Raw genomic sequence first — 1,072 nt, forward strand, 5'->3', positions numbered from 1 at the left:
TCATAGATTCAAAGGTTGGACGTTTAACGCCAACTAGACGTTTAAAATGACTATCGCTGAGTTTGGTGAGAGATTCATAGTTCATAACTATAGTATAACAAATTTTTTTATTTTTGGGAGAAGTCTAATAAAGTTTTTGGTTATTCAAGTCTGTGGAATACTGTGATACAGTTTCATGGTAAAGGAAATATCCTTGTTCTAGCTGGGGGAGGCTTTCTAATAGTTCAATAAATTTTAACGGTAATAATTCTCTAATCGTTTTAAGTGAGAGTATGAATGCGTATGTCGTAGATTTTCATGTCTATAATAATAACGTTGTCTATATTGGAAGAAATAATTATTTCAATCAGAGATTTTATATGAATATTTCCGAGGATACAAACTTACTAATTGGAGATGGAAGACTGTTCTCTTTTGATTGCACGATTCGCACATCAGATGCTCATTTAATCTATGATATGAACACTAAAGAGAGAATTAATCATGGTAAAAGTATTTTTATCGGCGCTCATGTCTGGATTTCCCAGCATTTCTTTTATCCTTAAAGGTGCAAAAATAGGGTCAGGAAGTGTCGTAGGAGCTCTTGTTACTGGAAAATATTTATTTTCTAATTTTATATATGCAGGAAATCCAGCTAAAAAAGTAAAGGAAGATATATTTTTCACGGAAAATTCTAGTCATTTTTTTACAGAAAAAGAGGCAAAAGAATACAATAAAAGGAGATAGATGATGAACTGAAGTCTTTTTCTAGTGTAGAAGAGAAGCTAGTGTATTTAAGAGAAACAATTTATGAGAACGAGAATAAAAATCGCTTTGCGATAACTGAAAAGAAAAAGTTTACCTAGTGGTTTGGCAAAAATTGAAATGAGTGAGAATTTAATAGCACCAATGCTGGGAAATAATGGAGAAATCTACTATTTTTGACAAAGAATCCTTAATTTTTTATATTAGACTTCTCCCGAAATTAAATTTCGAAATTGATAATACCACAAATTAAGGACGCCCGAAGTAAGTGCCTCTTTCTTCGATTACGATATTTCTGAGCCATACACTTAAAGGTTTTGATTTTAGC

Annotated in this window: 1 protein-coding gene; it reads left to right on the plus strand. The window is 31.6% G+C overall.

Features of this window, described 5'->3' with window-relative positions:
* The first annotated feature begins 483 nt into the window (after nucleotides 1-483).
* Complete coding sequence (locus Hs30E_RS11000) at nucleotides 484-726, plus strand: LbetaH domain-containing protein (RefSeq protein ID WP_172209969.1); 243 nt, start codon at nucleotides 484-486, stop codon at nucleotides 724-726.
* Nucleotides 727-1,072 lie beyond the last annotated feature (346 nt).

It is taken from the genome of Pseudolactococcus hodotermopsidis (assembly GCF_011170085.1).
GTDB classification, from domain to species: domain Bacteria; phylum Bacillota; class Bacilli; order Lactobacillales; family Streptococcaceae; genus Pseudolactococcus; species Pseudolactococcus hodotermopsidis.

What these genes read in the sequence shown, in the direction of transcription:
- Hs30E_RS11000 (WP_172209969.1), top strand. Translation starts at nt 484, where the DNA reads ATGGTAAAAGTATTTTTATCGGCGCTCATGTCTGGATTTCCCAGCATT.